28 protein-coding genes and 5 pseudogenes are annotated in these 24999 nt (G+C 34.1%); 9 read left to right on the forward strand and 24 right to left on the reverse strand.

Features of this window, described 5'->3' with window-relative positions:
- From ACMX9J_RS26980 to ACMX9J_RS27010, 7 genes and pseudogenes are all read right to left on the reverse strand, one after another.
- Positions 1 to 166, reverse strand: a 166-nt coding sequence (locus ACMX9J_RS26980; protein WP_416226437.1) for a glycine cleavage system protein H, incomplete at its 3' end; no start/stop codon positions are given.
- Between the two features lie 257 nt (positions 167 to 423).
- The gene (locus ACMX9J_RS26985; protein WP_416226438.1) at positions 424 to 741 is read right to left on the reverse strand and encodes a thioredoxin family protein; all 318 of its coding nucleotides are present in this window, start codon (positions 739 to 741) and stop codon (positions 424 to 426) included.
- 112 nt (positions 742 to 853) lie between these two features.
- Positions 854 to 1128, reverse strand: a pseudogene (locus tag ACMX9J_RS26990) (glycine cleavage system protein H); the annotation flags it as partial.
- 339 nt (positions 1129 to 1467) lie between these two features.
- A complete protein-coding gene (locus tag ACMX9J_RS26995; protein WP_416226415.1) occupies positions 1468 to 2043 on the reverse strand; it encodes a TetR/AcrR family transcriptional regulator in 576 nt (191 codons plus the stop codon).
- Positions 2044 to 2373: 330 nt separating this feature from the next.
- Positions 2374 to 2556, reverse strand: coding sequence for a hypothetical protein (locus ACMX9J_RS27000; protein WP_416226416.1), 183 nt, complete (start codon positions 2554 to 2556; stop codon positions 2374 to 2376).
- A gap of 210 nt (positions 2557 to 2766) precedes the next feature.
- Positions 2767 to 3192 (reverse strand): OsmC family protein, encoded by a 426-nt coding sequence (locus ACMX9J_RS27005; RefSeq protein WP_416226439.1) that lies wholly within the window; start codon positions 3190 to 3192, stop codon positions 2767 to 2769.
- Positions 3193 to 3514: 322 nt separating this feature from the next.
- Positions 3515 to 3835 (reverse strand): annotated as a pseudogene (locus ACMX9J_RS27010) (NAD(P)/FAD-dependent oxidoreductase); the annotation flags it as partial.
- Between the two features lie 129 nt (positions 3836 to 3964).
- Between ACMX9J_RS27010 and ACMX9J_RS27015 the strand changes: the two are divergent.
- A pseudogene (locus ACMX9J_RS27015) lies at positions 3965 to 4207 on the forward strand (MFS transporter); the annotation flags it as partial.
- A gap of 774 nt (positions 4208 to 4981) precedes the next feature.
- Here the strand turns inward: ACMX9J_RS27015 and ACMX9J_RS27020 are convergent.
- Positions 4982 to 5719 carry an NADPH-dependent oxidoreductase gene (locus tag ACMX9J_RS27020; protein ID WP_098278528.1) on the reverse strand — a complete coding sequence of 246 codons (738 nt, stop codon included), beginning with the start codon at positions 5717 to 5719 and terminating at the stop codon, positions 4982 to 4984.
- A gap of 321 nt (positions 5720 to 6040) precedes the next feature.
- On the opposite strand from ACMX9J_RS27020, the gene ACMX9J_RS27025 reads away from it, so the two are divergent.
- Positions 6041 to 6463 (forward strand): OsmC family protein, encoded by a 423-nt coding sequence (locus ACMX9J_RS27025; RefSeq protein ID WP_098278527.1) that lies wholly within the window; start codon positions 6041 to 6043, stop codon positions 6461 to 6463.
- Positions 6464 to 6491: 28 nt separating this feature from the next.
- Positions 6492 to 6620 carry a hypothetical protein gene (locus ACMX9J_RS27030; protein WP_257139144.1) on the forward strand — a complete coding sequence of 43 codons (129 nt, stop codon included), beginning with the start codon at positions 6492 to 6494 and terminating at the stop codon, positions 6618 to 6620.
- Between the two features lie 389 nt (positions 6621 to 7009).
- Here the strand turns inward: ACMX9J_RS27030 and ACMX9J_RS27035 are convergent, their stop codons facing one another.
- On the reverse strand, positions 7010 to 7783 hold the full coding sequence (locus ACMX9J_RS27035) for a MurR/RpiR family transcriptional regulator (protein ID WP_416226417.1): 774 nt from the start codon (positions 7781 to 7783) through the stop codon (positions 7010 to 7012).
- 337 nt (positions 7784 to 8120) lie between these two features.
- Here ACMX9J_RS27035 and ACMX9J_RS27040 point away from each other — a divergent pair, with 337 nt between their 5' ends.
- The 4 genes and pseudogenes from ACMX9J_RS27040 to ACMX9J_RS27055 all read left to right on the forward strand — a co-directional run bounded on the left by ACMX9J_RS27040 (position 8121) and on the right by ACMX9J_RS27055 (position 10809).
- Positions 8121 to 9449 carry a 6-phospho-beta-glucosidase gene (locus ACMX9J_RS27040; protein ID WP_416226418.1) on the forward strand — a complete coding sequence of 443 codons (1329 nt, stop codon included), beginning with the start codon at positions 8121 to 8123 and terminating at the stop codon, positions 9447 to 9449.
- Positions 9450 to 9638: 189 nt separating this feature from the next.
- Positions 9639 to 9836: pseudogene (locus tag ACMX9J_RS27045) on the forward strand (IS256 family transposase); the annotation flags it as partial.
- 207 nt (positions 9837 to 10043) lie between these two features.
- Positions 10044 to 10496, forward strand: coding sequence for a hypothetical protein (locus tag ACMX9J_RS27050; protein ID WP_416226419.1), 453 nt, complete (start codon positions 10044 to 10046; stop codon positions 10494 to 10496).
- Positions 10497 to 10509: 13 nt separating this feature from the next.
- A complete protein-coding gene (locus ACMX9J_RS27055) occupies positions 10510 to 10809 on the forward strand; it encodes a DUF2653 family protein (protein WP_322552609.1) in 300 nt (99 codons plus the stop codon).
- A 178-nt stretch (positions 10810 to 10987) separates the two neighbouring features.
- On the opposite strand, the gene ACMX9J_RS27060 is transcribed toward ACMX9J_RS27055, so the two are convergent.
- The 4 genes from ACMX9J_RS27060 to ACMX9J_RS27075 all read right to left on the reverse strand — a co-directional run bounded on the left by ACMX9J_RS27060 (position 10988) and on the right by ACMX9J_RS27075 (position 14578).
- Complete coding sequence (locus ACMX9J_RS27060; protein ID WP_322552610.1) at positions 10988 to 11185, reverse strand: IDEAL domain-containing protein; 198 nt, start codon at positions 11183 to 11185, stop codon at positions 10988 to 10990.
- Positions 11186 to 12150: 965 nt separating this feature from the next.
- Positions 12151 to 12897 (reverse strand): ABC transporter permease, encoded by a 747-nt coding sequence (locus ACMX9J_RS27065; protein ID WP_416226420.1) that lies wholly within the window; start codon positions 12895 to 12897, stop codon positions 12151 to 12153.
- A 5-nt stretch (positions 12898 to 12902) separates the two neighbouring features.
- Positions 12903 to 13667, reverse strand: a complete 765-nt coding sequence (locus ACMX9J_RS27070) for an ABC transporter permease (protein ID WP_416226421.1) — start codon at positions 13665 to 13667, stop codon at positions 12903 to 12905.
- Entirely contained in the window at positions 13664 to 14578 is a 915-nt protein-coding gene (locus tag ACMX9J_RS27075) for an ABC transporter ATP-binding protein (protein WP_416226422.1), read from the reverse strand. Before ACMX9J_RS27075 ends, ACMX9J_RS27070 begins: the two co-directional genes overlap by 4 nt.
- Positions 14579 to 14751: 173 nt before the next feature.
- Between ACMX9J_RS27075 and ACMX9J_RS27080 the strand changes: the two genes are divergently transcribed.
- Positions 14752 to 15465 carry a response regulator transcription factor gene (locus ACMX9J_RS27080; RefSeq protein WP_416226423.1) on the forward strand — a complete coding sequence of 238 codons (714 nt, stop codon included), beginning with the start codon at positions 14752 to 14754 and terminating at the stop codon, positions 15463 to 15465.
- Positions 15462 to 16595, forward strand: coding sequence for a sensor histidine kinase (locus ACMX9J_RS27085; protein WP_416226424.1), 1134 nt, complete (start codon positions 15462 to 15464; stop codon positions 16593 to 16595). The genes ACMX9J_RS27080 and ACMX9J_RS27085 overlap by 4 nt, the downstream gene beginning before the upstream one ends.
- Before the next feature lie 88 nt (positions 16596 to 16683).
- Here the strand turns inward: ACMX9J_RS27085 and ACMX9J_RS27090 are convergent, their stop codons facing one another.
- The 11 genes and pseudogenes from ACMX9J_RS27090 to ACMX9J_RS27140 form a co-directional block, all read right to left on the reverse strand.
- Complete coding sequence (locus ACMX9J_RS27090; protein ID WP_416226425.1) at positions 16684 to 17202, reverse strand: helix-turn-helix domain-containing protein; 519 nt, start codon at positions 17200 to 17202, stop codon at positions 16684 to 16686.
- Positions 17203 to 17570: 368 nt separating this feature from the next.
- A complete protein-coding gene (locus ACMX9J_RS27095; protein ID WP_416226426.1) occupies positions 17571 to 18197 on the reverse strand; it encodes a hypothetical protein in 627 nt (208 codons plus the stop codon).
- A gap of 23 nt (positions 18198 to 18220) precedes the next feature.
- Positions 18221 to 18535 (reverse strand): hypothetical protein, encoded by a 315-nt coding sequence (locus ACMX9J_RS27100; RefSeq protein WP_221789571.1) that lies wholly within the window; start codon positions 18533 to 18535, stop codon positions 18221 to 18223.
- 56 nt (positions 18536 to 18591) lie between these two features.
- On the reverse strand, positions 18592 to 18810 hold the full coding sequence (locus ACMX9J_RS27105; RefSeq protein WP_216877096.1) for a hypothetical protein: 219 nt from the start codon (positions 18808 to 18810) through the stop codon (positions 18592 to 18594).
- A gap of 112 nt (positions 18811 to 18922) precedes the next feature.
- Positions 18923 to 19483 (reverse strand): L,D-transpeptidase, encoded by a 561-nt coding sequence (locus ACMX9J_RS27110; RefSeq protein ID WP_416226427.1) that lies wholly within the window; start codon positions 19481 to 19483, stop codon positions 18923 to 18925.
- A 205-nt stretch (positions 19484 to 19688) separates the two neighbouring features.
- Complete coding sequence (locus ACMX9J_RS27115) at positions 19689 to 20516, reverse strand: hypothetical protein (protein WP_416226428.1); 828 nt, start codon at positions 20514 to 20516, stop codon at positions 19689 to 19691.
- Positions 20517 to 20556: 40 nt separating this feature from the next.
- Positions 20557 to 21222, reverse strand: coding sequence for a restriction endonuclease (locus ACMX9J_RS27120; protein ID WP_098622461.1), 666 nt, complete (start codon positions 21220 to 21222; stop codon positions 20557 to 20559).
- A complete protein-coding gene (locus tag ACMX9J_RS27125; protein ID WP_416226440.1) occupies positions 21215 to 22168 on the reverse strand; it encodes a toprim domain-containing protein in 954 nt (317 codons plus the stop codon). The genes ACMX9J_RS27120 and ACMX9J_RS27125 overlap by 8 nt, the downstream gene beginning before the upstream one ends.
- Positions 22169 to 22282: 114 nt before the next feature.
- The gene (locus ACMX9J_RS27130; RefSeq protein ID WP_416226429.1) at positions 22283 to 23314 is read right to left on the reverse strand and encodes a hypothetical protein; all 1032 of its coding nucleotides are present in this window, start codon (positions 23312 to 23314) and stop codon (positions 22283 to 22285) included.
- A gap of 332 nt (positions 23315 to 23646) precedes the next feature.
- Positions 23647 to 24726, reverse strand: a pseudogene (locus ACMX9J_RS27135) (ArdC-like ssDNA-binding domain-containing protein); the annotation flags it as partial.
- Positions 24719 to 24994: a hypothetical protein gene (locus ACMX9J_RS27140; protein WP_043977016.1), complete on the reverse strand. Its 276-nt coding sequence runs from the start codon at positions 24992 to 24994 to the stop codon at positions 24719 to 24721. The pseudogene ACMX9J_RS27135 and the gene ACMX9J_RS27140, both read right to left, overlap by 8 nt.
- Positions 24995 to 24999 lie beyond the last annotated feature (5 nt).

Raw genomic sequence — 24999 nt, forward strand, 5'->3', positions numbered from 1 at the left:
AGCTATTGTTTATCGTTAATGAATTCCCTTCCTCTGGAAGGTCTAAGAAAACAATTTCACCAAGCGTTGTTTGAGCATAATCTGTAATACCTAAACGTACTCGATTATCTTCAACTTTTACCCAAATATGGTCTTTGGAATAATACAGTTCTGTTGGTGTAATCATTGTAACCCTCCTTCTATCAACAACCAGTTATTGTACCTACCAGTTGGTACAATTTTATACTATCATGCTTTTTTCGTATATGCAACCTTTTATTTTCAAAATAGTAAGATCAATATTTACCATTTTTATTTACAAAGCACAATAGACCTAAAGATTTATTATTGCTATCACTTACCAAGTAACCTACCTTATTTAAAATGATGGTACAACAAAGTAGCATTGTTCATGATTATTATTCCTATTTTTCATAGCAACGATTAAGCGGACAAGCTGTTAATAAATGTTTCGATTTCTTCTTGTGTTTTCCGAGCCTTGCTAACAAACCGCCCTGCTTCTTCTCCGTTGTGATAAGCGATAAAACTTGGAATACCAAATACATTCAGTTCGATGCACAAATCAATAAATTCATCCCGGTCTACATAAATAAACTGATATTCTGAATAATTTGCTTCAATGTCCGGCAAAATCGGCTCGATCGCCCGACAGTCTGGGCACCAGTCCGCTGAAAACATAAAGACAACACGCTCTGCTTTTTTTAACTCCTCAAATTGATCCATTGATTGTAATTTTTCCATCATGATTCCCTCCAGTTTTTTCATGTACATAATCTTTGTATTCTTTAGCACGCATAATAAGATGTTGGATATCATCTATATTATCCATTTGAACTTCCAACATCCATCCTTAATCATAAGGGGATTCATTTCCATATTCAGGACTATCCTCTAATTCTGTGTTTACTTTATTAAATGGTGCTATAAGTTCGGAGTAGTTTCAATGAACTCCACATCACCAAAGCTATTGTTTATCGTTAATGAATTCCCTTCCTCTGGAAGGTCTAAGAAAACAATTTCACCAAGCGTTGTTTGAGCATAATCTGTAATACCTAAACGTACTCGATTATCTTTAACTTTTATCCAAATATGGTCTTTGGAATAATACAGTTCTGTTGGTGTAATCATTGTAACCCTCCCCCTATCAACAACCAGTTATTGTACCTACCAGTTGGTACAATTTTATATTAGCATGCTTTTTTTGAATATGCAACCCTGTATCTTTAAAATAAAAAGACTAATATTCACCATTTTCATTCACAAAGCACAATAGATGTACCGATTCATTGTTACTACCAACCACAAGTTATCTACCTTATTTAAAATAAGAGTACAACAGAGTAGCTTAGGATAAAAAATAATAAGCTCTTACAACAGATTATTGTTTATCTTCTTATTCGCCATCTTCCAGTTTATATATCTGTACCTGCCTTCCGATACAGAATAAAACAACGTATATACCTACTATTAGGATAAATTATATTGTAGACGAATCACGTCCACTACATTTAAAAACCATTTCATATCCTGCTGGCTCTTCATTAGTAAAATTCCACCTTCTATCATAGCAATGATAGCCTGAGCATGTTTTTCGGTATCAATGGTGTCAGTAAATAAATTTTTTTCTACCATTTCATTTAGCGCATGCTGAATTCCATCTATCCAACGTTCAAAAAAATGTTGAATCTTTAATCGGAAATGTTCATCGTGTTCGCTCATCTCAATTGCGAGGTTTCCAAAAGGACATCCAGTTTTTGAATCCATTTCTGAATGATAGCTGACAGTCCAATCCAACATCTTATTTAATTTGGATACAGGATCGTTATCTGCTTTAAGAATATCTAAAATCAATTTCTGATCCCAATCTTGAACAAAGTCTTCTACAACTGTTAGGCCAAGGTCATACTTAGATGAAAAATAGTGATAAAACTGTCCTTTACCAATGTTAGCAGCGCTTAGGATATCACTAATAGAGGTAGCTTGATATCCTTTAGAATGAATCACTTCTTTTGCTATAGAGAGAATTTCTTGTTGCTTAGACATATTATAATCACACCCTTATTAGTGAATTTACCTATTTTCTACATGTCCAATAGAAAATAACGAAAAACTATAATCATTAGTTTAAATAGTACTACTCACAGTTATACAATGTCAGTGAAAATAGTTCAATCGCGTTTATTCCTTTTGCATGAGTGTAAGTAGAAATAAATGAATACTATCATAGTCTGTTTATACTTACTAATGTATAACCTTTCTGGTTAACAATATATAGTTCACAATCTATTGAAAGTATCCATTTGGTGTCTATATCTAATGTTATGATTTGGTTAAAATTCACTGGCGTGTCATTCCTACTACTCATAATACATATTATAAATTTCCTCTATTCTCTAAACCAACAAAATATGCTGCTCTCAAAGATTCATTTCCTTCTACAAATAAAAGTAAGAATGTTACGGTTAAAATCGAGTATTTATCTACTACTTCTTCTACGTTATATGCATTGACCTGATCTAGATGAATAATAGAAGTTAAATCCTCAATTTCTTTCATTTGATGATTCCTTATTTATGCCCAAAGACTGCCTTGGCACAATAACAAATTGATGCTTTGCTTACCATTAATTATATGTCATTCATAGTGACACAAGGTATATGAATACATAAATTGAACAATATTACTTGTTTACCCTATAAGTGTTTCCTATATTAAAACATCTTCTATAGATAAAGGGGAGCTTAACGCTACCCTTTATAATCTAAGTTATGTTGTAGAGATTTCTCCTTGAACCTCGATCTTTACGTCAGCTTTTTTTAATAAGTTGCCTACAACACACCCTTTATCAGCTGCTGCAAATAATCGTTCTGCGGATTGAACTTGTTTATCTGTTGCATTCTCTGATAAAACCATGTGAGGGTGGTGGATAATTTTAAATTCTTCATCAGATATCGATGCTTCAGAATGTACGCTTATTTCTACTACAGGAAGTTCTCTTGATTCAATCATAGATACAAGTACAGCTGTATAACAAGTTGTTACAGAAGCTACAAGAACTTCTTTTGGGAATGCTCCATTCCCACTACCACCTAATACTGTAGGGATAGCAACCTTAGCATCAAGAAATTCTGTTTTAAGCACTCCATTTCCTTTTACTCCATTATGCCAAACAACATTGGCATTCGTCTGCATATTAGCCAAGTCAAACACTCCTTAAGATAATTATTTTTCGCTTTATTGTAGCCATTAGAATTGATTTTTATGATTTACTGCTTTTATCGTAAAAGTTTTCGATCATAAAGAATAGAAGTACTACCTATACTGATCTCAAGATTTCGAGATCTTATTTTAATGGTTATGAAAAGCAGTAAAGTATAATGATTTGTACCTACCGTTTGGTACAAACTATACATTAGCATACTTACTAGCACTTTTCAACTAAATAGAACGACCATTATTTGGTACGATCTACTCTATATACACCTTTAATAATTGTCACCCACCCAACACATTATCAACTCTCAAGGTTTTCAATATAATGTTGGACGCTTTTAGCTGCAATTGATCCATCATCCGTAGCTGTGACAATTTGGCGCAGGGTCTTATCAAGGATATCTCCAGCTGCATAAATACCAGGAATCTTTGTAGCCATTGCTTCATCCGTCACTACATAACCTTCTTCATTGGTTATATCTAAGTTTTTGAACGCACCATTTAACGGAAGTGTACCCACGTAAATAAATACATCATCTGCAGGGAATTGAGGATGTTCCCCTGTTTTTGTATCTTTTAACGTTACTGTATTCACTGTGTCCATTTCCTTCATTAGAGAATTTATATTAATATAAGTTGTAATTTAATAACAACATGCTTATAATACAATTGTTCAATAAATTAATTGAATAATTGAAGGGATTAGTTGATGCAGAGAAAATTTTCAAAAGACATTTTACAGCAAGAATGAAATTTTGGTTTGATTAGTGGTACAGCAATTATTATTGATGCAACTCATCCATCTACTCGTGCAAAGATTCAAGGTTCTATTTATGTTGTAATCGCTTTATCGGGAGCATTAGGTGGAGGTTTGTCAGGCATGGTTATAGCTCATTCTAGTTATGCGACTCTTTCATTTGTCGGGGCCACTTTTTCATTAGTAGTTATTCCGGTTGTCGTTTGGTCTCGTATTAATCAGAATGAGGGACAATAGAACTAGAAAGGGTTCCGCCAAAACTTTAAATCCGGACTTTAGATGGTTGCATACTTACTATGTATGATAGTTATTTCATATTTAGGAAGTGAAAAGTTTGGTGGAATAAACGTTATTCCATACGTTTGGGACATGCTTATCATTGTATGTTTGTCTCTTGTTTTTTATGTTTGGTCAGTAAAAAATGGATTTAAAACAGTATATCTACAGGAAGCCACCAAAATAAAGAAATGAAATACATAGAATCTCAATTAGATAAAAAAACAGCTGTATAAAAATTGGTTTCTAGTACAAGTATTCTATAAGTATGTGGAGATAATTATCATGTTAAAAAATAAATTAAAAATGTTTAAGGTAGACTACTCTATATTAAAGAACGGTAAAATAGTTAAAGGTTTTATAGTCATACAATCTGTGAAAGATGCAGAGATAATCGTAAAGTCAGCAAAATTGGATATATCTACAAAAGAAAGAGTGTTCATTCAAGATGTAAAGATTTTAAGGTTTAAATCCATTTCATGATTTAAAAAAGAAGAAAAAGTAATTTTTTAGCAGAACCTTAAATTCTTACCTATTTTCATTCCACAAATATTAACACGGAAATTGAACTTCTTCTCCTGCGAAAATTACCTTATTTTTACTTTGGTTAGAGTCTAAAAGTACTTTATAAACTCGTCAAAAGAAGCCTTTGTTTATTTGAGCAAAGGCTTCTTTTGACGAGTTTTTTCTATTAATATTGGATAACGCTTATGTTTTATGTTTCCACCAATGTTATTATTTGAAATCGTATCCTTGCTGCTCCAACATCTGTCTCACTTCCGTATAATAAATGTGGTTATAGAAGGAGGATATTGTTTGACTCCAACCTCTTGTTTCTTTCCCATTCGTGCGTTTCTTCATGTAAGTAGAGATTGTTTGATCATATTCCTTAATAAGGCCTTCCAAGTCGGTGTCGTACCGTTCTTTATGCCAGATTGCCTTTTGCGGCAAACGTGGCTTCTTCGCGGAGAGATCAGCAGGGTGTCCAACGACAAGTCCGGATACAGGAAAGACATATTCAGGAATCCCAAGCAGCTCAATCAACTCCAGCGGCTTGTTTCTCGCTCCTCCAATGGGTACAATGCCTAGTCCTAACGATTCAGCTACAGCAATTGCATTACCCATTGCCAAGCCAACGTCAGTCGCTCCTACCAAGATAGACTCCAGACTTTCAGTAATAGCCAGATTTTCTCCGTTCAATTCTGCTGCGATTTTTGCTCTGAAAAAATCAGCGCAAAACAACAAGAACACGGGTGCTTGTGCGACCCAGGGCTGGTTTCCGGTCAGTTCAGCGATTTTTTCTTTTGTTTCGCGATCCTGAACACTTATGACAGACACCTGCTGCCCATTGATGGAGGACGGAGCTGCTTGCACAGAATTAATAATTAGGTTCAGTTCTTGTTCGCTGACCGGTTGATCCGTGTAGCTACGGATAGATCGGTGATTCATTAAGGTTTCGTATAGTTTGTTCATTGTATTATTGATTTTCCTTCCTATTAATAATGTTGATCGTATTTGTTCTAGTGTTCTCGCCCATGCAATACGCTTCTTAAAACACTACTTTCCCACGTAACACTCCATTCTATTCGTCCATATACTTACTAATTTCATCTTCCCTAGATGTTCAAATAGATACTTTTCCTTCAATATCTATTTGAACGTCTGCTTTTTTTCTTTTTATAAACAAAGAGTTTAAAATCCAAGCTAATTGGGGACATTATTAGATGAATTGGACTAAAATGATAAATGACTACATATTAATATTTACTTAGAAAAAAGAGGGGGGGCAAACTAATGAAGACAAAAATAGATTGGATAGGAAAAATGGCATTTTCGAGTACAACACCATCCGGTCATGAAATCAAAATGGATGCTTCCGAAGAAGTAGGAGGTACGAATAGCGGGGCAAGACCGACTGAATTACTCCTTAATGCGGTTGCGGGCTGTACGGGAATTGATATTATCTCTATTTTGACAAAAATGCGGTTGAATCCTACTAAATTTCACATGGATGTGGAGGGTCAACGGGCAGACGACCATCCGAAAAAATTTACAGAAATCCATATTCATTACGAATTAGAAGGAGACCTCCCTGAAGAGAAGGTCATTCGTGCCATCCAGCTTTCCATGGATAAATATTGTTCAGTATCCCATTCATTAAGCTCAACCATCCATGCAAGTTACTCGATTAATGGCGGAGAAACAAAAGTCATTTAAATGGTTTGGAAAGGAAAGTGACGTTCACATGGAAACCCAATCGATTCAATTGACGAATGGAACAATGGCATATATTGATAAAGGACAAGGAGCGCCCATCGTTCCTCTTGCTTATTTTTATCCTTATCAATCATTTTCAAATACCTATATCCACTAGGTTCAGTTATATTCAGTAGTTCAGCGACTTGAGATATCCCTATTTTTAAAGGGAGTTTTAAATGCTATTACATTGCTAGGAATATTTTTGGTACTTTCAGGAGTTTGGCTGGCAAATAGGGAAGATTCCACCCTTATCCCATTGAAAAATCATCGACTCTTAACAGGGAAAAAAGATGAGAGCTGAAGATGAGATGGATCCTAAATAGAAGTAAAAAATCTTTTTGTATAGCTGGCACAAGGTTCGTGTTTACCGAGAGAGCAAACAACTCATACGGTGCAGCTTTTTTACTGCATAAGGTATGACTAACTTCCCGTCTTACATAAAAATCCCCTCTCAATTGAGAAGGGATTTTTATATTATTACTTCTGGATTTGTCCTCCGATGTACTATCCCTTTAATTTATATATTTCACGGGCTATCGATTCCAAAATATAGACAACTGGTACTTGTGTAGTTATATCAGAATATTTAAATTGCTCCTCCGTTTCATAACAAGTAGTTTTTCCAAGCGAAGTTTCAAATCTCTCTTCTGTTACATAATACGGGATATTTATATCAGATATTTTAGAAATAGTTGAGTATTTACTGTTAGTAATACTGATAACCTTAATTCCTTGCTCTTTTAATTGATTAATATGCGTAATGATAACAGGAGTTTCTCCAGATACAGAAAGAGCTACCGCCACACTATTGGAGAGGAGCTTTGCATGAATAGGGAAGTATGAATCATTTATATACATTGAAAATTTACCTACGCTTGAAAAATATCGTGCTCCATATTCAGCCATAATCCCTGAGCTTCCTGTACCTATAAAGAGTACATTATTTGATTCTGCTACTAAGTGTGCAGCCTTTTTAATATTTTCATCTATATTACCCTGTGATATTCTATCGAAAAATTCCAATACAGAATGTTCGACACTTTTTATAGTTGTCTTTTTAGTTTCTTCGAGATGTAATTTAATCTTCGTTTTAAATTCTGAAAATCCCTCACAATTCAATTTCCTACAAAAACGCAAAATGGTAGAAGTGGATACATGAGTCTCATCTGCAAGTTCACGGATTCGCATATAAGCCACTTTGTCCTCATTTTTACAAATGTAATTATATAAAGATGTTTCTAATTCATTTAACGAAGCAATCATTTCAGCTGTAAACATGTATAACTCTCCCTCGATTAAAAAAGATATTGCTTGCTTTTATTTTACTCTTTTTTAAGCATGTTACTATATCTAATTAGTGAAACAAAACGTTACATGTATGTAACAAATTCCTTCTCGTGTGATAAAAACCTAAATGTGTTTGATGTATTTACGCCTTTACTCAGTATAGATAGAATCATTTTATAAAGTTTAATCTCTCTTCTACTCCTTTATAGATTAAGAAAGCTAAAGGACTAATCAGATTAAACGAATATTTCTATTTTAAATGCTTACTCCGTTTATTCGGATAACGAACAAAAGAACGTTGATACATTATATGGAGGTGCTTAAGATAATGACAAAAGGTATTAAAATTGTAACGATTGGTGGAGGATCCAGCTATACACCTGAATTAGTAGAAGGTTTTATCAAGCGATATAATGAATTACCAGTAAGTGAATTATGGTTAGTAGATATTGAAGCAGGAAAAGAAAAGTTAGAGATTGTAGGAAACCTGGCAAAGCGCATGATTGAAAAAGCAGGTCTTCCAATTGATGTTCATTTAACTCTTGATAGAAAAAAAGCGTTGAAAGATGCTGATTTTGTCACAACCCAATTTCGGGTAGGATTACTTGAGGCTCGTGCAAAGGACGAAAGAATTCCTCTAAAATATGGAGTTCTTGGACAAGAGACAAATGGTCCGGGAGGATTATTTAAAGGCTTACGTACAATACCAGTTATTTTAGATATCTGCAAGGATATAGAAGAACTATGCCCTAATGCATGGTTAATTAACTTTACAAACCCTGCCGGTATGGTAACTGAAGCAGTATTACGGTACTCTAATATTAAAAAAGTGGTAGGCCTATGTAATGTTCCAATTGGAATGGAAATGGGTATTGCAAAATTATTAGATGTCGATCATTCTCGTATTCGTATTGATTTCGCTGGACTAAATCATATGGTCTATGGTTTAGATGTGTACGTAGATGGCGAAAGCGTTAAGGATAAAGTCATCGATTTATTAACAGACCCAGCTAACAGTAGTTTCGTAAAAAATGTTGAAGGTCTAGGTTGGGAACCAGAGTTTATCAAATCACTTGATGTTCTCACATGCCCTTATCATATGTATTATTACAAAACGAACGATATGATTGAAAAGGATTTAAAGAATTCACAAGCAGAAGGCACCCGTGCTGAAGTTGTTCAAAAGCTAGAGGAAGAGTTATTTGAACTATATAAAGATCCAAATTTAGCTATTAAACCACCGCAGTTAGAAAAACGAGGTGGAGCATACTACTCGGATGCAGCTGTTCGTTTAATTACTTCTATCTACACAGATAAACGAGATATTCAGCCAGTTAATACAAGAAATAATGGAGCTATTGCGAGTATTCCGAATGACTCTGCGGTAGAAGTAAGTTGTATCATTACAAAAGATGGTCCTAAACCAATTGTAATAGGAGATCTACCGGTGCAAGTACGGGGATTGGTACAACAAATTAAATCCTTTGAAAGAGTATCAGCAGAAGCCGCAGTTACAGGAGATTATAATAAAGTAATTCTTGCTTTGACCATTAATCCCCTCACTCCTTCTGATACAATCGCAAAAGAAATTGTGGATGAGATGCTAGAAGCCCATAAAGAACATTTACCTCAGTTCTTTCGCAAGTTAGAAGTATAAAATTTTGCCGGTTTTACTTCTAAGTTAAAAAACTTCAGGTAAATAAGTCTTTGTTATGAATGTTTACTATTTGCATGATTAAATCACTCTCTGTGTTTATATTTCGAAGAAATTTAAGGATTATTCTAAAGCCTGAATGAAATTTTAAAGCCTTTGCTCATTAAAGCTAAGGCTTTTTTTTGACGAGTTTCTTCTATTCTCATTGAGTCGTTTAATAAACAAATCAAGAAATATAGTAAGCGTAAGGAACAATTCTTTAACGAAGATTCACTTGAACGCTTCCTCGTTTCTCAGTTTGACCAGTATAATCAGCGCTTTGCGACAAGATGTCATATTGGTTTCGATCAAGCTCGCGCAGAGCTACAAATGATGTTTAAAACAAACTAGTGAATAACGTCTATAAGAAAAGGAAATTCGCATTTACACAAAATTATTGATGGTCCCTAAAATTCACCTTAAAATTACATTAAAAATAGATGAAATTAGTAGAAATCTATAAATTAAGTGATATAGTAACATCTAAATAACCCCTTTGGGAAAGAAACTTTCTTAAAAATTAGTTGTAATATATTAGTAAAGACAGGAGTAATTGTAATGAAAAAATTGACCTTAATTTTCATGTTAATATTTGCAATAGCTTTACCAAATGTTGCTCAGGCAAAGGGGTTTAGTGGGCATAGTTCTTTCAGTCACAGTTCTTCGTTCAGCTCTCATTCAAGTAGGGGCACATATTCGAGTGGAACTTATCATTCTGGATATAAGTCCCCATCAAGCAACGTTACAAGAACGCCATCACGTTCTAATTCTCATACGACATATAACCAGGCCCCGCCTTCACGAACAAAAAGTATCCTGACTCATGCTGCAGCTTTTGGAACAGGTGCATTTTTAGGCCATATGCTTCATCCATTTGGAGGAAATTATAATGGTGCATATGGAAATAATGCTTCAAATGGATTTTCTTTTTTAGGAATTCTTGTAGATATACTTGTGATTTTAGTCATCATTTGGGTAATTAAAAACATCTTTACAAGAAGAAGATATTAAGGAGAAATTTAAAATGGAAGTACTATTTAATGAACAAGATCTTGTGGATAGTATTTGTATTTATACTGCGGTAAAAGAAAGAATTGAACCTGAACAGGTGGAAGTGGATTTGGAGTTTCATCCTTCTCTTGGGCTTGCTGCTTCTACTTCAGCATTAGGACGTACAGCGCGATTGCATGAACAAGACATTATTGATGCTGTTGCAGTATATTTACAGGACTATCACCAGTTCGTCGCTGAACATTTACAAGTTAATTTAACGTTTTCCGAAAAGGATGGATTTACTGCATCTATCCAAGTATTAAATAATTAGTAATTAATTTTTGACACGAAATTTCTGGGCATTTTTGTACTGGAACTCATAGGTTCTCATTACAATTTTAATTCACTATAAAAAGATATATATAAATGTAAAATAAAAAGAAGCCTTAGTCTTTATATGACAGGGCTTCTTTTTGATGAGTTTCTTCTATATTATTGTATCGTTTTTATTAAGATACAGATTTAAGTTCCTCTGTTAAACGTAAAAAAGCTTCTTTATCTTTATTTTTTAAGGAATGATCAATTTCCTTAAGGATTTTCCTTTTTTTAAAGTCCTTTATAACTTGATCTAAAAACAATTCAGCCAACATTTCATCACGTAAATCTGGATCAACTCGATCTATTCCGTTAAGTACATAATTTTCCATAAAACGCCAACCCCTTTATCTTTTCTCTTTTGCAAACAGTATTCCCTTTTGCACTCTTTTTATGCAAGGTTGATAGAGGAAATGAGACATAGAATAATATGTAATATGCATGATTACGCTCCTACTGCCTTTTAGATATTTTTTATATGTCTTCAATTAGATAAAAAAATAGCACTACATAATTAATAACTAATCGATCAAAGAGAAATGATAGTGATTAATAATTTATTTTATTAGAGAAAAGACAAAAATGAACTTCTGAAGATCAATGTTTTATTAATTTCACTTATTGAGAACAAAAGACGATTTTTACTCCTTATCATATACTAATCTACCTTCTACTTTCCTTTTAAGTAATTACTATATTCATAATAACTAAATAGAAAATTTTAAAGTATTTATTATTAATATATATTTAATAATGTAAATTCAATCTAAAATAAAGTGATAATTTATTTTATGTAAAGAAGTAAATGAACAAACTAACTTATAAAAATTAAAGTTTTATCATTTACTCTTAGTGACGACAAATAAAGTGTTTTTCTACAAGGTAGGTAAATGCTATAACTATTTTTAATAAAGTATGTTTAGTTTTACTTAATGATATAGTAGAAAGATAAACTAAACATACTTGGGCTTATATAAACTAGAGTTACATATCATATACAGTATGTAATAGAAAAGCTACTGTGACTCAACAGTAGCTTTTCATTAAATAAAGTGGGTTAGAAATACCAATGTCGGAAGGTATTCGATTACACTTTGTTCCTACTTCCTAAAAAATATACTAACAGCAAATGAAACAGCTATCCTACTCGCATAGGATAGCTGTTTTGTGCAAAAAGAAAAAAGGATTTTACATGGATGGAGTTTCCACGCTCTTTTGTAGTTTGCTCATCTAATTCGTTTTTATGTGATATATATTTTTCAGTTAAGAAACCCTACGGGTTAGTAACTTTAAGATTTTAGTTATAAGTAGTATTCTTTATAGTTCGTAGCCCTATTAATAAGCTAAAAATCAAGAAAGTGCTTAATATTAGGAAAAATATAAAATTAGATGGAATAGGGCTCTCATCTGCTGGTGACATGGCTAACAACGGTTGGGCCCAAGGGTAAAATTGGCCAAACGTTGAGTTAGCAATTAAGATTGACGGTAGAGAAAAGGCAATGTTCATTCCTAATGGAGTACCAAAGTTATGCCAGCGTAAAGATAATGCTAGCTGAGCTGTAGCTAATGGAAGTGCAGCAACCCACCCTCTTACAACAAATATTAAAAGCGAAGAAAGAGGAATTTGATCTTTCATATCTATACTGAAGCCACCTAAGATAAATAAAAGAAGGAGAATAACTTGAGTCAGAGCCAGTAAGACGAATATAGTTAGTAATTTAGAGATAAAAACAGTCTCTCTTCTTATAGGCAATGCCAAAAGTTGCTTCCACCCTCCATTCATATACTCGAGACGACATAGCATGGAAGCATATACCCCTGTTATAACAGGTAATATTAACGGTGAATAAAAAATTTGTACTTGTGTCCATGCTTCTATCCATTCATTGTCACCAATATCGTTCATAAATACATCATAGTTTGCTTGAAAGTTAAACCATGCAAATAGAACGCCGATTGTGGGTCCTAATCCTACTAGTAACCATATTTTAGAGCGTTTCATTTTAAACCATTCTTCGTACATTAACGCTTTTAGTATAATCATTTTATTTACACCTCTTTCTTTCGTGCAAATAACCATGCAGCTACAATTAATAAAAATATTCCTATAACAAAAGAGCAGACTAGTACATACATTAAATCGGGGTTTAAAATAAGGTGTTGTGTACGATAATTAAGGCGAATTGTAGATCCATTTAACGGATAAGCCCATGGAATCCATTTAGTTAAGGGATTTAGAGCGAAAAATAAACCAGCCATTGACGAGAGAGCACCTATTAAAATAGCAAATGATTGATTTTTAATTCTTATCGAAAGGTACAACTGAAATACCATTATAGGAATAGAACATAAAAAAGGCAGTAGGCTATCCCCTAAAAGTTGCACCCAAGGAATATCACTACCCAACTCAAAGAACAAACCAAAAAGCAGGTAAGCAAAATAGCTCACTACTCCCGAGAGACAGATAGCTAAAAATAGCAACGCAAACTTTCCTACAAATATAGAACTTCGTTTAATGGGAAGGGCTAGAAGTTGCTTCCAGGCATTCCCTTGATGTTCAGTATTGGCTATTACTGAGGCAGCCAATGTGATACTTAAAGGAATTGTTAAGCTTAATATAAATTGTTTATCATATAAAAAGATTTGCCATAAACCTGTTTGTTTCTCTTCTGCTTGATTAATCATTACTTCTATACGCAATAAGAAATTAGTACACTCATAGAGAAATGTAAGCAAAGGTGCTAAAAAAACTATAAGAACTAATACGGTACGTCTCGATTTCATAATATCTGCTCTTATCATATGTCGTATCATAGGCTTTTTTCCTTTCCAGTTATCTCTAAAAAGATTTGTTCCAAAGACGGTTTATAGTACGTAAGTTCATATACATCATAGCCAGCTGAAATCAATTCACAATTAATAATTGAAACGGCTTCTTTAGCCGTTGATGGTGTCCACAAGTATTCCTCTTTTAGCGTTGTTATAATTCCTTTTTGCTGTAGAAATTTCTTTGCCCCTTCCAGATTATCGGTTCCAATTTTTAAGGAGAGTTCACTTTTCTTTCTTAACATTTCAATAGAATCCTGAAACAGTAACTGTCCTTTATTAATAATTCCTACTTGAGTAGCCATTTGATCAATTTCACTAAGGAGATGGCTAGAGACAATGACGGTCATCCCATACTTTACGGGTAGTTCCTTAATTAATTCTCTTATTTCTTGTATACCTGAAGGGTCTAATCCATTTGTTGGTTCATCAAGTATTAATAATTTAGGTTTGGAAAGTAAAGCTGCAGCAATACCCAAACGTTGTTTCATTCCTAATGAATAGTTTTTCACAAGACGATTCGCTACTTTTGAAAGCCTTACAATCTCTAAAACTTCTTCAATTCTTTTCCGCGGTACTTGTAATATACGAGCAAGTGAAGCTAGGTTCTCATATCCTGTTAGATGTCCATAATAAGACGGCGACTCAACTAAAGATCCTACATTTTTTAAAATATCTATTCTTCTTGTTAGAAGGGGAAGATCAAATATACGGATGTTGCCACTAGTAGGAGTTGCTAATCCCAACAACATTCTTATAGTGGTGGTTTTCCCTGCCCCGTTGGGACCTAAAAAACCATATATATCACCTTCTTTTACTTTCAAGTGTATTTTGTTTACAATTGTTTGTTCTTTATATTTTTTGGTTAACTGTTCTGTTTCTACAACATAATTTGTCATCTACTCTCACCTCTTTTACAGCTTACTAAGTGAAGTTAAACGGACAAAAAAGTGAAGTTAAACAGAAGTTAAACTTTATTAAAATTAGACATTAAGGTGCTATTATCTATTGATTTACCAAAAGAGGGATGACTATGATGGAAGAAAAAGTGCTTTTAAGGTAGGGGAGAAACATGGAACCTAAGATTCTTCTTGTTGATGATAATGAAGAAATCCTAAGATTGTTAACTGTAACATTGAGAAAAGAAAACCTAATCAATATTTTCACAGCAATATCTTCGAAAGAGGCAGTAGATATATGTAAGGTCATAAGACCCCACATTATTATTCTGGATGTTATGTTGCCGGATAGAGACGGTTTTGAGACATGTAGAGAACTTCGGAATTATACAGATGCACCTGTTATCTTTTTGACTGCTAAAAATACAGACTTGGATAAGCTTACTGGCTTTAATTTTGGTGGAGATGACTACGTTACTAAGCCTTTTAATCCTTTAGAGATTGTAGCGCGTATTAAGGCCCAATTAAAACGTTTGAATATGAACGAACGAAGTAAAGAACCGATTATACAACAGGTTTATCATTATACCGATTTTAGTCTATATGTAGATTCTGCCCAATTAGTAGTACGAGGAATAGAGGTGGAATGTCCAGCGAAAGAATTTCAACTTCTTTGCTTTCTTTGCGAGCACCCCAATAAAATTTTCACCAAAAATCAATTGTATGAACATATCTGGGGCATGGATAGTTACGGCGATACGCATACAGTCATGGTACATATCAGACGACTTCGAGAGAAAATTGAAAAAGATCCAAGTGATCCTAAGATAATTGTGACAGTTAGAGGGCTAGGTTATAAGTTAATAGGAAGAGAGTTAAAAAGATGAATTTACGAAATAAGCTAGCTAAACAATTTCTTATTTTCTTGTGCTTTCTTACATTCGTTATTACACTATGCATATTTGTTTCCTCTACTTATATGGACTTTGTTCTTAAGGACGTTTCAAGCAATTCTGTACCCATTAAATATCAGATTCAGTTTATGGTTATGTTAGGTGTTATCTGCCTGTTAGCTGTAGTAATGGTCGCTTTTATTTTTGGAAAGTTGTTTGGATCTCCTTTATTGCATATATCAAGTTGGCTGCAAAATCTTGCAAATAACAAATTAGAAGAGCCGAAAGGAAATAAAGGAATCCCTGCTAGTCAAAGGATTAATGGACAGCTAAAACAAACTTATAAAGTTTATGATGATGTAATAGCTGATCTTCATAAACTCACAGACACTTTAAAAAGCAGTGATTTAGAAAGAAAGAAATTAGAGAAAACAAGGGAAGAGTGGATGACCGGTATTTCCCATGACCTAAAAACACCTATATCTGTAGTAAAAGGATATGCTGCGCTATTAGCTAATAAAGATTATAGATGGAGCTCTAAAGAGATCAGGGAATTCTCCAGCATTATTCATGGACGTATGGACTATATGGAAAGATTAGTAGAAGATTTCAACTTAACCTTCCAGTTGAAAAATAATGCGCTGCCTATGAAATTAGAGTTATGTAACTTAGTGGAATTAATTCGACAAGCTATTGTAGAGGTTGCAAATGATCCTCAGGTAGAAAATCAATACGAGTTTAGTTATGAACCAACGTTTGAGGCTATTTATAGGAAAGTAGATCCAAAGCTGTTTAAAAGGGCAATGATTAACCTTATTAGTAATGCGGTAAAGCATAATTCTCCAAGTACTATTATTCGTATATCTATTCAAAAGAAAAACAATAACCAAGGAGTATCTTTAATTCATATTATTGTACAAGATAATGGAATAGGTATGGACGAAGTAACAATTAAAAATTTGTTCAATCGTTATTATATAGGCTCAGATTCGCTAGAAAGAAAAGGTAGTACAGGCCTAGGAATGACCATTTCGAATGAAATTATACAAGCTCATGGAGGAAAAATAGAAGTAAACAGTATCTTAGACGAAGGTACAACATGTACGATCTCCTTTATTGAATAATTATATTGATGTCGGTAATTAACATTATGTGAACTAAAACAACAAACCACTTTATTAAACAAAGTGGTTTGTTGTTTTTACAGCATTTTTATAAAGGAAATAACAACTCGATAATATAATCATAAAATATTCCCACGAATACGATGCATCCTAACATTAAAAAGGCACTCCAGAGGAATATAAAGTACTTTTTCTTTACTATGTAGCAATACAGACTTAAAAATGTAAAAATAATCAATAATAAGCCTGATCCAACAATTAACCACCCGCCTAAGCTATGTTGAGACATAAAAAACTGAGCCTTTATTAACATGCTAGTGACAAAGACCATGACTAAAATGAAAGCTACTACAAAAAAATTAAATATTTTTAGACGTATATTGTTTATAGATAGCTTCTTTTGCAACTGTTTATCTGGTTTTATTAGATAATCTAAACTGCTATCATATACTTCACTTAATTGAACAAGGTTAATAATATCTGGGACCGACTTATTGTTTTCCCATTTTGAAATAGCTTGTGCAGTTACATGTAGTTTCTCTGCCAACTGTTGTTGAGAATAATTGTGCTCTTTTCGAAGTTTTTTTAATTTATCTCCTAAATCCATTCGCCTCTCCTCCTTCACTCCCAATATAGACGAAGTTAGGAAAACAAGCACGATAATCTTGGTTGTTTTTGGTAAACTGCTATATAAACCAGTGGTTGAGTTAGGTTTTCGAGGTATTAAGGGTACCTATTATGTTAACTAAAATTGAATATGACATATCGTCTATAAAGGTAAATTACTTTTTATACGTACAATAAGGTTTATTTCAGAAGATAAAAAGACGGTTTTTCATTAGTTTTCCTATTGTCTAAAAAGGTGTACCTTCTTGAACTATCTATAATAAAAAGCCTTTGTAAATTACAAAGGCTTTTTATTTCGGAGAACCTGAACTATGTTAACTAGTAGTGAATGCGATATACAATCTGAAATTACTCTTCATACTCAGATTTAATTCCTTTAACACCTGTTGGAAAGGAGCTAATAATTGAATCAAATGTAGAAAATAGGCTGTCATTAGAAATGGAAATAACAGAGCTTCCATCATGACAAATCCAAAACATTGTAGAGTCTTTTTGAAGTGTAACAACGGGCATATGAACTTTTCTTCTCCCAAATAAGGTTTTCATATCTCGTTTGTCAAAGCTAAATAAGTCTTCAGAAAGAGACCAATCAGCAAAATCATTGATACTTCCTTGTCTATATAAGTAAGACATAACAATTTCAAATTGCTTATTGTCTTGTACTTTAGATTTAATAAAGCGTTTCCTTTTTATTTTAAGTTTTACATACTCAATATTAGCAGATGAAAATGTATGATCTATTTCTTCTTCATCGACTTTCCCATATGAAAAAAGTGTGTATATGGGAAATCTGTTTAACTGTGCCATCCAATTGTCAAAAAAGACTTCTATATCTAACTCTTGATCTAACTCTTGGCTTTCGTAGTACTCTATGATATAAGATCCTTCTCCATCTATTCCAAATGGAAAAAAATCACCGTCTGCTGGAACTTCACTTATATAACTTTTCCGAAGAAACCCTATTTCTACATTCATTAGATACTCCCCTTTAAAAATAATTACTCAGTTTCCTCGTCTTTTTGCTTTTCCATCATTTTTCGATGACTGCTTATAAAAGAAGGGATTTTTCTAAAGTAATGTTTTTTCACTTCATGAAAAGGTATCCATGTATCCTTCGCTACAATAAGATCATAAACTTCATCTAATACTCGGTCTCGTTTCTTGGGGTTTAATTTGGTATGAGGGTAGTTGATCGCACTAATATAACGTTGTTTTAATTCGTTCGTTATCCATTCTTTCTGCTTTTGCTTTAATGCGGAAAACTTTTTATTCGTTTGAATTAAGCGTCCATTTTGATAAACATGATTTTTCATATCGTTTCCCCCCTTTTCTCCTTAGTTCCATATAAAATCATTGAATCTTCATTTACCTAGTAGGCTTTTTTCTTAAATTGTTCCTTCACAAAGGTGCAATTTCGTGTATGTTCACGGGAAAAGAAATGATCGTGTTTATAATGGACTCTGACTTCACAAGAAGGACAGATAAAAAAGCCCATTTTCAATTTATCTTTATTTACCTCATGTGCATAAAACTCCCCTGTAGCTTTAAACATTAACACGTGTTTAGCCCTTTCAATTTTTGCTCGCATAATCATATCCTCCTTCACCATATTTTTCATCTATTTCTATGATAAGGGCTATATGGAAAGAAGACAAAGAAAAAGCAGCATCCCGTAATAAATACGGAATGCTGCTTAGTAATTAATTGTTTTTCATTTTATAGCCTTTGAATTTATATCCATATACGCTTGTAAGATCAACAAAGCTCTTATAGGAATACGTAATCGCAACCGGTGTACCCACTTGGACTTTATCATAAAGCTTTTCGATGTCTGCATTATGCATTCTCACGCAACCTTGACTCACGTATTTTCCAATGCTACTTTCATTGTTATTACCATGAATGCCGTATGTATCACCATACGTACCGTTTGCATTTAACCCTAACCAACGTTTCCCTAATGGATTGCGAGGATCGCCCCCAGGAATATGTCCTGTATAATAAGGACGGTTTTTAATCTTGTTCACGACTTTAAAAAAGCCAGCTGGTGTTTTGTCCCATGTTTTTCCCGTTGCTACTGGATCAACGATTTCAATATAACCATTATGAAAATACGCAAGCTTGTTGTAGTACTTGTTAATAATAATCAAATCTTGATTCGCCGGTTTACTTGCTGCTTCTGTTTTTCCTTGATTTACTCCACATAATGCGACCATTAATAATGTAAGAATGGTCATTGATTTCATAAAAATGTCCTTCATAAAAACTCTCCTCTTTTTTATATTTTTATAAGAAACGAAAAAAGCACCTTCCAATTAGAAAGTGCTTTTTCGTTACAATCATTTATAAATAAAAATCTAGTTAATCGACGATTTTGACATGCAGAGAAACGCTCTCTGACGAAATTAACTTTTGTTTTGCGTATAACTGCTCATTCGATGCAAATTTCAGCTCCTAGAAAAAGAGTCATTTCTTTGCTGCTACTTTTAATTTAATATTAGGCAGCTTAAGGAGTTTTGCTTCTTCTGATTTTAAAGATTGTGAAGGGATCTTTTTGACCCAAGCCTTTTTCATTCCATAACCATTCCACAAAAAGCCGTTTTCTTTTAAGTAAGCTTTATGATCGTAACAATTGGACACACATAAATAATAATAAGACTCGATTTTGATCGTATTGGCCTGTTCTATTTGGATATTCTTTTCTTCAATCCATTTAGTTACAATTTGTTTTTCTTCTTCAGCTTCAGAAACACTCATTTCCTTCACCCAAGCTTGATCTAAGGAGCTATATTTATAGCCCCGATTTTTCAGTTTCTCTTTAATAGAAAAGGACTGATATACCTTGATAAAGCAGGAATTTTGCTTATAATCTAAAGTTGAAATATCCCATTCGTCGATCTCACCAAAATACTTTTCTAGCCATTTCTTATCTGTATTATCACGTACTGTAAAGATATCCTGTTTTGATATAATCCCCATTCCAATAGCTGTTACAAGTAACTGATGAAAAATCTCATAAAAAGTCTTTGAGTGATCACTTTTTTTGCGAATGCAGCAATCAATATGATGAGCGACTTCATGTAGAGTCGTCGCAATAATGTGCCCATTAGGTCTTGAAAGGTTAAAGATTTCAATATTTCGCTTATCTGGATAATATCGTCCATGAATAGACTTCATTTCTTTTACTTTGATATCGATAAAGAACTTTTTAAATTTATTATCAGGATAACTTTCCAAAGGGTAAGCTTGATCGACTACATCACATAACGTTTTATAAATGGTATATGAACTCATAACATCGGCTCCTTTTTAGAGCAAGAAAAAACAGACCTTATTATACTGAAGGTCTGCTCTTACTTACTTCCTTATTAATTTTCTCTGTATGACGACAAGAAGGGAAAGAGGAACAGCCAAAAAAACGAGTACCATTCCCATCTCGTACGACTAGATCCTGCCCACATTTCGGACACTTACGAGGTTCTGGTGTGATATTTTCAAAGATTTCTCGTGCCTTGAAAACAGGATTGACTTCATTGATAAACTTTTGAAGATCCGCACGATCCACTAAAGTCACATCACATGCAGCTGCAAGCTCTTTTGCTTGTTTTGTAAAATAACTATTGGTCACAACCCACGCTTGATTCGCTTTATAATAAGCTTTTGCCCCATAAACTTCTTGTACAGCCGAAAGACTCACCCGATTTTTAACTCCATACCTTTTGGCTTGAATGACAATCTTATCTTTGCCTTTCATCACCAAGTCAGCTCCAAAATCACCAGACTTTTGCGTGACTTGAGGTTTATAACCTAATTGCTGAAAAAGTGCTTTCAGATAGATTTCGAACTGATAACCATCCATTTTATCAATATAGGGCATGCCTGATTGGGCTAGCTCTTTCATATACTTCCGTTCACGAAAGACACGGTAAGCAAATTGAGAAAGCTTAAATAAAATGATGATAAGAAAAAGATAAAATACACTTTGAAACACTTTATCCATTCATTGAAAGCTCCTGTTCTGTTTGTTTATTCCGGAGACGTGATGCCACAGGTTGAATGCTTTTTCCATTCTTCTTTAACTCCTCGTTCCAATCTTTCGCTCCCTTTGGAATATCTACTCTTATTAAATCAGCATTAACGATTTGGTGCATTTTGTCAATAAATTCTTTTCCTCCTTGGTCATTATCAACAGCTAACACCATTTCTTTAATGCTTAAGCCTTCTCTTCGAGCTTCAATATAAGACTGAGCAACGGTTTTAGGTTTTAAGCCATTCATACTAATAAGGCGTGTATTCTGCAACTGAGTCTCCTGTATACTCCAATAAGAAAGAAGGTCAATTGGGCTTTCAAAGAAATGAATCTTGTTTGGGCGACCAACATCAACTGAAAAACCTGTATGTGGGTTATCGTTCGGTAAGACTTGTTTAAAAGAACCTCGTTTATTTTTTATTGAAGCTGTTCCTTGGCGATCTGCCCCAATCACTTTTCCTTTACCTCCATGCTCACGCCATTTAAACACGACATTGTTTCGTTTGTCCTGGGCGATTAAATCTTTTTGAAGGAGCCAGTTAACTAATCGAGGATCTATTTTACGTTCTTTTATGAGATAATCTTTTACTTTGCTTTGATCCTTTACTTCTAACTCTTTTGGATAGCGAAAAGGCTCTTTTGATGGTAAAACCGACGGTTGCTCATGTGACTGAGAAAGCTCCTTATAATCACCTTTATTGATATCTAATACAGCTTGTGGAAAAGACATCCCATAATACATTTGAGCGAAACTGATTGCTCCATATCCTTTTTCATTTCGGCTATTCCAAGCGTACATGTTCCCTTTGATGAGTAAGCTATCATGTTCCGTATGACGGTAATACTTGCCCTCTTTTACAAAGGTTTCGCCTTTGGCTTCCAGATACGACAACAAATCAACATCTCGTGCTTTCATGACTTCCCCCTCATTGACGTGTTTTCGTTCTCCCACCTAATCCCTCCTTCTCTTTCACCCTATGAAAAAAGAGGGCTTTTCAGCCCTCCCATTCTGTCTAAACTTTTGCTTTTTTTAACGTTCCATTTCTTGTGTCTGGTCCCGTTTTTTTGGGGAAAATGCCCCACTGTTCCGTGCAAAAAACTTTGTAAATCCATTCTGTGATTTCTCTTCTTTTTTCTGCTTGTCATGATCCTTTTTCTCTGTGTCCAAAGCCTTTTCAAGCTTGGTTAACTTCTCACGTTGAGAATCAGTCAAATTAAGCTCTTTTAATTCCTGCAGCACTTCTTTTTTTAATTTGTACACCTTATCAAAGGAATGCTTTTGTTCAAACTCCTTCATTTTGGCCAAACGCTGCTCTTTCTCTTGAGGTGTTTCTTGCTTGAGCTGCTTTTCGACAGGAGCTTTTTCTGCTTCAGCTTCTTTTTTCGCTTCTTTAGAAGAATCTTTTTCATCTGATATGCCTAATTGAGTTAACAAGCTTTGTTTAAATAGCTGCTTATACTGTGTTTCTTCACTAGGCTGCTGCATAACTTCTAGTACTTCTTGTTTGTAATCTTCTTGATATTGATCCTTTTCTTGTGCCTGTTTTCGTGCTTGAAACTGATGAGAAAGTTCATTTTCCATTCCTTTCAATTGGTCAGGGGTGAACTGCTTTTCCTTTAAAGCACTTGATTTCAACATGACATAATCGTTTTCTGCATTCACACGGGCTAACATGCTATCAATATCTTGAGGTTTCTCTTTATCATGAGCCTGTAAAAACGTAATATAGCTTGTTTTGAGCTGCGTTTCTCGATCTTTCTCTAAAACAGGGTTCACATCATGACTCTTTAAAAAATCAAGTGTTGCTTCACTTTCATAGGCTTGTTTTTGTCCTCTTTCATCGGTGGAAACAAACAAAACCTGCGGTTTTTCTTCCCCTATAGCTGATTGTGTTAAGTAAACAGCACCAGAAGGAATGTCTTGCAGCTGTTCACCACTCATATTGGCCCAATCTGCCTCGATTTTTTCATTCTGTGGATGTTTCATAAACTTCTTTAATTCTCGTTTATCAGAAATAATCGTTTTAAATTGGTCATTTGAAAGAGATGTAATTTTTTTCATCATTCTTCCTCCATTTAGATAGTATTTGGGCAATAAAAAAGAGAGCTTTTTACGCTCCCTTACCTTTCGAGTTCCTGTTCGTCTTTTTTCTTTTTGACGGTGCCTGTACGTTTTTGGAATTGCATGTGATTACCCACTTCAACACGCTCTTGAAAAGTAAGAGATTGTTCTTGAACTTGACCATTGATGATCCCCTTCTCGTTTTTAGTCATAGTTGAATCAATCTGATGCTCAAGTTTTACGACTTCTTCCTTTGTCATCCATCCATTTTTAATCGCTTGTGTTTTGGTTGAATAATACTTTTCTTCAGCCGTGACACGATCTAATATGCTATCTACATTTTGTACCGATTCCTGTTGCTGTTTTTGTTTATAATCTTCATATCCTTCTTTCATTTTTTCTTGTACATTTTCAGATGAAAGAGGATCTACTTGCTGCTGCTTTTCATCGTTTTTTTCTGGTGACCGATTTTTTTCTCGTTCTTTTACCAACGTTTCTTCTATTGTTTCAATAAAGCCAACTGATGTTTCATGTACTTCTTTTAAAAGTTTTGTTTTATCCTCAAAGGTCTTTCCTTTTGTCCAATTTGAGAGGTAATCCAACGAATAAGAACTGGTGTCGATCCCAAAATAAGATGAAACTGTATAAGCTGTCATTTCTGCCTGAAATTCTTTTTCCGCAGCTGTATAGTTTAGATATGTGTCCTTTGTATGAAGTTTGGCATGCGTGAGTTCATGAAGCATTGTTTTTACATTTTGCTTTTCTGAATTACGAGGATTTAGCGCCACTTCTTTTGTTAACGTGTAAGATACGCCCTTTGCGCTTCCTAGTTCTTCTTTAGGAGCAATGATGGAAATACCATTCTTTTCAGCAATAGCTTCCATTCCTTTATAGAGTGCCTTGTAATCCTCTACATTGCCTTCTAACCAACGATTTGGAAAAATCTTAGGTAAATCACTCGCTTTTGCGTTCGTTTGCGCCACGTCGAAAACATGGCCGACTGAAAAGTACAGTCGGCCTTGGGTGACTTCTTTTTTTCCTTCCTGTATCAGTTTCTTTTCCTGAGGAGTGGCTTTATTAATAGATTTTAATTTCCCATTTTCATCTTTAAATTTGGGTACGGTTTTGTTTGGCACAAGAATTTTAATACCCTTCTCTCCTTTATTGACAGAGAAGCCTTTGTCTTTCCAAAATTTAAATGATCCAACAGCTTGAGCACCAAAAAACTGTTCTTGAATCAGCGCTGTATTTGACATGGAGTATTGATAAAACTTACCCATGAAAGATAAGTAGTCTTTTAAATCTTCGGCAGAATGAAAATGCTGCTCGACTTTTTGTTCCATCCCTTTCGTTAACTCTTCAACCTCTTTACGCTTATCCTCAACGGTTTTTTTCGCATACGTTTTACTCATTTTCGTCCTCCTCTTCTTGATAGGAGATCCCCTTAAGCTCTTCTAATTCTTGTTCATACCAAGGTTCTTCTAAATCCACAAAAAGCTTCTGTGTTTTGATATTCATTGGCACCAACATATTTTCTTGATGCACCACATATTGGTGAAACTCCTTCGCTTCTTCTGGACTTAAATTCACCTCTACCTCTTTGTCTTGATACTGTACAATGGCATGATCCTCCCCTACAGCTTTAATCGAAGCTAACACTAAATCTTTGTTAAAAAACATACTCC

It is taken from the genome of Priestia sp. RMT2NF4 (assembly GCF_047872835.1).
GTDB lineage: Bacteria > Bacillota > Bacilli > Bacillales > Bacillaceae_H > Priestia > Priestia zanthoxyli.